Genomic DNA, 7,126 nt, shown 5'->3' with positions numbered 1-7,126 from the left:
CGCCCGGGGCCCCCGGACCGCCTCCACGAACTGGCATTGGTGGACGCGACGGGCTGAGCGTGGCCGCTCCGCGGGAGTGGCGGGGTGCGGGTGCGGTGCGGGCGCGCTGTAGCTGGCCGCGCAGTTCCCCGCGCCCCTGAAAAGCGGGGCTGCGCCCCTGGCTTTTCATCTTCCAGGGGCGCGGGGAACTGCGCGCTCAGTTCAAACGAACCTGCACCCGATACACGACGCCGACCCTCACCCACCCCAGGGGCGCGGGGAGCTGCGCGCTCAGCTCAAACGAACCCGCACCCGATACACGACGCCGACCCTCACCCACCCCAGGGGCGCGGGGAGCTGCGCGCTCAGCCCAAAGCAACCCGCACCCAACACACCCCGCCAACCCCCACCCACCCAGGGGCGCGGGGAACTGCGCGACCAGCCACAGCGAACCCGCACCCGCAAACGCCGCACCCGCAAACGCCGCCCCACCAAAACGCCGCCCCACCAAAACGCCGCCCCACCAAAACGCCGCCCCACCAAAACGCCGCCCCGGACACGCCCCCCGGCGGAGCCTCACCGTTCCAGCAGCATCCGCTGAAGCTCCCGAGCCGCCCGAGGCGGAGCCACATCACTGCGGTGCGCCAGCGCGATGGTCCGGGCCAGCCCGGGCCGGGCGAGCGGGGTGACCCGCAACCCCCGCCCGGTCCGCGCAGCGACCATCCGCGGCACCACAGCCACCCCCAGCCCCGCCCGGACGAACCCCAGCACCGCGTCCATCTCCCCGCCCTCCACCGCGAAATCCGGCTCGAACCCCGCGGAGCGACACGCGGCGACGGTCAGCTCCCGCAGGTCGTACCCGTGCCGGAACATCACCAGCCGCTCACCCTCCAGGTCGGAGACCCGCACGGTCCGCCGCCCGCCCCCCGGTGCCGACGCCTCCGGTGACGACACCACGACCAGGTCCTCCCGCAGCACCTCCACCGTGGTCAGCGCGGGCGACGGCGTGGGCAGCGGCAGCACCACGAGAGCGAGATCGAGCGCCCCGCGCGCGAGCTCCCGTACGAGATCGTGCGAACCGCCCTCCTCGATCAGCAGCCGGATGCCGGGATAGCGGTCGTGGAAGGCGCGCAGCACGTCCGGCAGCAGGCCCGTGCACAGGCTCGGCGTCGCCCCCAGCCGGATCCGCCCGCTGCGCAGCTGGGCCAGCTCCTGGACCTCGTGCCGGGCCGTGTCCGCGTCGGCCAGGATGCGGCGGGCCAGCGGCAGCAGCGCCTCGCCCGCGTCCGTGAGCGTGATGTTCCCGCGCGCCCGGAGGAAGAGATCGGCGCCCAACTCCCGCTCCAGCGCCTTGATCTGCTGGGAGAGCGACGGCTGGGCGACATGGACCAGATCGGCGGCCCGGGTGAAGTGCCGGGTCTCGGCGACGGCCACGAAGTACTGGAGCTGCTGGAACTGCATGCCCCGAGAATACGCCCATGATAGCCAGGGCCTATCGAAACGAGCCGGACCATGTCTTGGACTGATCGGCCCTCCCGGCCCTAGCGTGCGTTCCATGGCTCTGGCAACGCGGGCGGACCGAAAACCGTCCATGACGCGCACCATGTGGGACTCGTCCGTCGGCAAGAAGACCGTGATGGCCGTCAGCGGCCTGATCATGCTGGGGTACCTGGCCGTCCACATGCTCGGCAACCTCAAGATCTTCTTCGGGTCGGACGAGTTCAACCACTACGCGCACTGGCTGCGCACCATCGGCGAGCCCTTCCTGCACTACGAGTGGGCGCTGTGGATCATCCGCGTGGTCCTGGTCGCCGCCGTCGTCGCACACGCCGTCTCCGCCTACCAGCTGAGCCGCCGCGACATCCGGGCACGCCCCACCAAGTACGTGCACAAGAAGCCCCGGGCGAGCTACGCCACCCGCACGATGCGCTGGGGCGGGATCATCCTCGGCCTGTTCATCGTCTGGCACATCCTCGACCTGACGACCGGCACCGCGCACCCGGGCGGCTTCCAGCCCGGACACCCGTACCAGAACGTGATCGACACCTTCTCCACCTGGTACGGCAACGTCATCTACATCGTCGCGATGCTCGCGCTCGGCCTGCACGTACGGCACGGCTTCTGGAGCGCCGCACAGACCCTCGGCGTGGGCAGCCGCACCCGCGACCGAGCCTTCAAGACCATCGCCAACGTGCTCGCGCTGGTGCTGACGGCGGGCTTCATCGCCGTACCCGTGGGCGTGATGACCGGAGTGGTGAGCTGACATGACCGCTGAATTCGCCGAGTACACGACCGGAGAGCCGGTCGTCGACACCAAGGCCCCCGAGGGACCGGTCGGTGAGCGCTGGGACACCCGCCGCTTCGAGGCCAAACTGGTCAACCCGGCCAACCGCCGCAAGCACACCGTGATCGTCGTCGGTACGGGTCTGGCGGGCGGCTCCGCCGGCGCCACACTCGCCGAACAGGGCTACCACGTCGTGCAGTTCTGCTACCAGGACTCCCCGCGCCGCGCCCACTCGATCGCCGCGCAGGGCGGCATCAACGCCGCCAAGAACTACCGCAACGACGGCGACTCGATCCACCGGCTGTTCTACGACACCGTCAAGGGCGGCGACTTCAGGGCACGCGAGTCCAACGTCCACCGCCTGGCGCAGATCTCGGTCGAGATCATCGACCAGTGCGTCGCCCAGGGCGTGCCCTTCGCCCGCGAGTACGGCGGTCTCCTCGACACCCGCTCCTTCGGCGGCGTCCAGGTGTCCCGCACCTTCTACGCCCGCGGCCAGACGGGCCAGCAGCTCCTGCTCGGCGCGTACCAGGCGCTGTCCCGCCAGATCGCCGCCGGCAACATCGAGATGCATCCGCGCACCGAGATGCTCGACCTGATCGTGATCGACGGGCGGGCGCGCGGCATCGTCGCCCGCGATCTGATCACCGGGGAGATCGACACGTACTACGCGGATGCCGTCGTCCTCGCCTCCGGCGGCTACGGCAACGTCTTCTACCTCTCCACGAACGCCATGAACTCCAACGCCACCGCGATCTGGCGGGCCCACCGGCGCGGCGCCTACTTCGCCAACCCGTGCTTCACGCAGATCCACCCCACCTGCATCCCGCGCACCGGCGAGCATCAGTCGAAGCTCACGCTGATGAGCGAGTCACTGCGCAACGACGGCCGGATCTGGGTCCCGAAGGCGAAGGGCGACAACCGCCCCGCGAACGAGATCCCCGAAGCCGAGCGCGACTACTACCTGGAGCGCATCTACCCCTCCTTCGGCAACCTCGTCCCCCGCGACATCGCCTCCCGCGCCGCGAAGAACGTCTGCGACGAGGGCAGGGGAGTGGGCCCCGGCGGCCAGGGCGTGTACCTCGACTTCGCCGACGCCATCGGGCGCATGGGCCGGGGGGCGGTCGAGGCCAAGTACGGCAACCTCTTCGACATGTACCAGCGGATCACCGACGAGGATCCGTACGAGGTGCCGATGCGGATCTATCCCGCCGTGCACTACACGATGGGCGGCCTCTGGGTCGACTACGACCTCCAGACCACCGTCCCGGGCCTGTTCGCGATCGGCGAGGCCAACTTCTCGGACCACGGCGCGAACCGGCTCGGCGCGTCCGCGCTGATGCAGGGCCTCGCCGACGGCTACTTCGTCCTCCCGTCGACCATCAACGACTACCTCGCCCGCAACCCGCACCACGAGCGGGTGACGGACGAACACCCCGTCGTCCAGGAGGTGTTGGCCGATACCCAGGACCGGCTGAACCTGCTCCTCGCCGTCGACGGCGACCGCACGCCGGACTCCTTCCACCGCGAACTCGGCGAGCTGATGTGGGAGTTCTGCGGAATGGCGCGTACGGACTCGGGGCTGCGCAAGGCACTTGAGCGCATCCCGCAGATCCGCGAGGAGTTCTGGCGGCGCATCAAGGTCCCCGGCACCGGCGAGGAGTTCAACCAGTCGCTGGAGAAGGCCAACCGCGTCGTCGACTACCTGGAACTCGCCGAGCTGATGTGCCTCGACGCACTGCACCGCGACGAGTCCTGCGGCGGCCACTTCCGCGAGGAGTCCCAGACCCCGGACGGCGAGGCGGAGCGCCGGGACGAGCAGTTCTCGTACGCGGCCGCCTGGGAGTTCACAAGTACGGGCTCTGCTCCCGTCCTGCACAAGGAAGACCTCGTCTTCGAGTACGTCCACCCCACCCAGCGGAGCTACGCATGAAGCTCACCCTGCGCGTCTGGCGGCAGCGCAACGCCGACGCCGACGGAGCGATGTCCACGTACGAAGTGGACGACATCTCGGCCGACATGTCCTTCCTGGAGATGCTGGACACCCTCAACGAGGAGCTCATCCTCAAGGGCGAGGATCCGGTCGCCTTCGACCACGACTGCCGCGAGGGCATCTGCGGCGCGTGCTCGCTCGTCATCAACGGCGACGCGCACGGGCCGGAGCGCACGACCTCCTGCCAGCTGCACATGCGGTCCTTCGAGGACGGCGACACGATCGACATCGAGCCGTGGCGGGCCTCGGCCTTCCCGGTCGTCAAGGACCTGGTCGTCGACCGGTCCGCCTTCGACCGGATCATCCAGGCCGGCGGCTACGTCACCGCCCCGACCGGCGCCGCGCCCGAGGCCCACGCGACGCCCGTGCCCAAGCCGGACGCGGATTTCGCCTTCGAGCACGCCGAGTGCATCGGCTGCGGGGCGTGCGTGGCGGCCTGCCCGAACGGCGCCGCGATGCTCTTCACCTCGGCGAAGATCAACCACCTCAACGTGCTGCCGCAGGGCGCGCCCGAGCGGGAGACCCGGGTGCTCGACATGGTGGCGCAGATGGACGAGGAGGGGTTCGGCGGGTGCACGCTCGCCGGGGAGTGCGCCACGGCCTGCCCGAAGGGCATCCCGCTGGTCTCCATCACAGGGATGAACAAGGAGTGGCTGCGGGCCACTCGGAAGGCCGGCAGGCGGTAGCGCTCCGCCGGTAGGCCGTCATTCGGGTGCGGGGCGCGGTTCGCCGCGCCCTTACGGGGGCTTTAGCGGGCGTTCGCCTAAGGTGCGGGCGAGCGTGCCGGAGTGGTGTTCAACCCCTGCCCTACCAGGCACCCCTGGCATTCAACAAGCTCACACCCGGTCTCTCTCCGGGGGTTACTCGCCGGTCAGCCGGCGTCGGAAGAACAGGAGCGCACGGACCGTTCGCTTCGGTCCGCCGCGCCGCTCCGCCGAACCGGCCCGTGACCAGGAGAGTGCCATGACCGGCGTTTCCACGCTCGACAGCCCCCCACTGTCGACGGCCCCCACCCGCTACACCGTCACCCTCGCCCGCGACGAGGCGGACGTCCGCGCCGCCCAGCGGCTGCGCCACGACGTCTTCGCCGGGGAGATGGGCGCCCTGCTCTCCTCCCCGCAGCCGGGCCTCGACGTCGACGCCTTCGACGCGTACTGCGACCACCTGCTCGTACGCGACACCACGACCGGGCAGGTGGTCGGCACCTACCGGCTGCTGCCGCCCGACCGTGCCGCGGTCGCCGGACGGCTCTACTCGGAGGGCGAGTTCGACCTCGGACCGCTGGCCGGGATCCGCCCCGGGCTCGTTGAGGTCGGCCGCTCCTGCGTCCACCCCGACCACCGGGACGGCGCGGTCATCGGTCTCATCTGGGCCGGGATCGCCCGCTACATGGTCCACGGGGGCCACGAGTGGCTGGCGGGCTGCTGCTCCGTCCCCCTCGCCGACGGCGGCACGCTCGCCGCGGGCACCTGGGACCGGGTGCGGGACAAGCACCTGGCGCCCGAGGAGTACCGCGTACGGCCGCTGCTGCCGTGGAGCGCCGAGGGTGTCACCCGGCCCGCCCGCACCGAACTGCCCCCGCTCCTGCGCGGCTACCTCCGCCTCGGCGCCTGGGTCTGCGCGGAACCGGCCCACGACCCCGACTTCGGTGTCGCCGACCTGTACGTGCTGCTGTCGATGCGCCGGGTCAACCCGCGCTATCTGCGGCACTTCCTGTCGCTCGTGCCGGCGTGATCACCATGTCCCGCATGGGTGTGTTGGGTGCGATGGGTGCGACGGGTGTGTCGCGTGTGGCCGTGATACTCCGCCCGCGTCGTGGTGGCACGACGGCGTTCGCGAGCCCGAGCGTGAGCACCCCGGTGTTCCCGGTGCCGGGCCTCGGGAAGGTCCCGCGCCCACGACGCGGCGGGGTGCACGTCGGGGCAGGAGAACGTCCGGGCGCGGCGCCCTCGGTACCCGCCCCGGTGAGCGCGTGGCTGCCCAGCGCCCCGTGCTCGCGGGTCTGCGTGGAGTCCGTGGGGTCGCCGGCCGCCGTGCCGCGCGCCCTGCTGCGGCTGGCCGCACTCCTGGCCGTGCTCCTCTTCGGGATCGTGCTGATCCCGGTCGTGGGGCGGCTCGCCGCCGTGTGGCGCGACCGGCTCACCCGGACGTGGTGCCGGACGATCGTGCGTGCCGCGGGCGTCCGGCTACGGATCACCGGGTCGGCCCCGCCCGGCGGCGGACTGCTCCTGGTGGCCAACCACATCTCCTGGCTGGACATCCCCCTGCTCGCCGCCGTCCGCCCCGCCCGGATGCTCGCCAAGGCGGAGATCAGGCAGTGGCCCGTGGCCGGCGTGCTCACCGCGAGCAGCGGCGCGCTCTTCATCGAGCGTGACCGCCTGCGCGCACTGCCGAGGACCGTCGAACGGATCGCGGACTCCCTGCGCGGCGGATCGGCCGTCGTGGTCTTCCCCGAAGGGAGCACCTGGTGCGGCCGAGCCCAGGGCCGCTTCCGCAGAGCCACCTTCCAGGCCGCCCTGGACGCCGCAGTGCCCGTCCAGCCGGTGCACCTGCGCTACCGGTTCGACGGGGGAGCGGCGACCACCGCGCCCGCGTTCGTCGGGAGCGACTCGCTGCTCACCTCGGTCTGGCGGGTCGTGTCGGCCCGTGCCCTCGTGGCCGAGGTACGCGTGGAACCGGTCCTCCCGGCGGGCAGCGCACCCGACCGGCGAACACTCGCCCTCGCCGCCGAGAGGGCCACCACTGGGGCGGCCGACACCGGGACGTACGTGGTCGAGACCGCCGACGTCCACCGAAGGAGCACCGACGCTCATCGAAGGAGCACGAACTCCAAGGCGTACGCACACCTCTGACGCCTCGTCACCACCACG

Annotated in this window: 6 protein-coding genes; 5 read left to right on the top strand and 1 reads right to left on the bottom strand. The window is 71.2% G+C overall.

Annotated elements, in window-relative coordinates; all coding sequences use genetic code 11:
* Positions 1 to 555 precede the first annotated feature (555 nt).
* Complete coding sequence (locus tag ACH4YP_RS01100) at positions 556 to 1,440, bottom strand: LysR family transcriptional regulator (RefSeq protein ID WP_398488774.1); 885 nt, start codon at positions 1,438 to 1,440, stop codon at positions 556 to 558.
* A 130-nt stretch (positions 1,441 to 1,570) separates the two neighbouring features.
* Between ACH4YP_RS01100 and ACH4YP_RS01095 the strand changes: the two genes are divergently transcribed.
* The 5 genes from ACH4YP_RS01095 to ACH4YP_RS01075 all read left to right on the top strand — a co-directional run bounded on the left by ACH4YP_RS01095 (position 1,571) and on the right by ACH4YP_RS01075 (position 7,108).
* Positions 1,571 to 2,242 carry a succinate dehydrogenase gene (locus tag ACH4YP_RS01095; RefSeq protein ID WP_361065284.1) on the top strand — a complete coding sequence of 224 codons (672 nt, stop codon included), beginning with the start codon at positions 1,571 to 1,573 and terminating at the stop codon, positions 2,240 to 2,242.
* A 1-nt stretch (position 2,243) separates the two neighbouring features.
* Positions 2,244 to 4,196 carry a fumarate reductase/succinate dehydrogenase flavoprotein subunit gene (locus ACH4YP_RS01090; RefSeq protein ID WP_398488772.1) on the top strand — a complete coding sequence of 651 codons (1,953 nt, stop codon included), beginning with the start codon at positions 2,244 to 2,246 and terminating at the stop codon, positions 4,194 to 4,196.
* A complete protein-coding gene (locus ACH4YP_RS01085; RefSeq protein ID WP_361065222.1) occupies positions 4,193 to 4,942 on the top strand; it encodes a succinate dehydrogenase/fumarate reductase iron-sulfur subunit in 750 nt (249 codons plus the stop codon). Before ACH4YP_RS01090 ends, ACH4YP_RS01085 begins: the two co-directional genes overlap by 4 nt.
* A 277-nt stretch (positions 4,943 to 5,219) precedes the next feature.
* The gene (locus ACH4YP_RS01080; protein WP_398488770.1) at positions 5,220 to 5,990 is read left to right on the top strand and encodes a GNAT family N-acetyltransferase; all 771 of its coding nucleotides are present in this window, start codon (positions 5,220 to 5,222) and stop codon (positions 5,988 to 5,990) included.
* Positions 5,991 to 6,220: 230 nt separating this feature from the next.
* A complete protein-coding gene (locus ACH4YP_RS01075) occupies positions 6,221 to 7,108 on the top strand; it encodes a lysophospholipid acyltransferase family protein (RefSeq protein WP_398489430.1) in 888 nt (295 codons plus the stop codon).
* The last annotated feature ends 18 nt before the right edge of the window (positions 7,109 to 7,126 follow it).

The organism is Streptomyces sp. NPDC020747 (assembly GCF_044334695.1).
GTDB lineage: Bacteria > Actinomycetota > Actinomycetes > Streptomycetales > Streptomycetaceae > Streptomyces.
The sequence above is the reverse complement of the archived record's forward strand: the minus strand, read 5'-3'. Positions and strand labels throughout refer to the sequence as shown.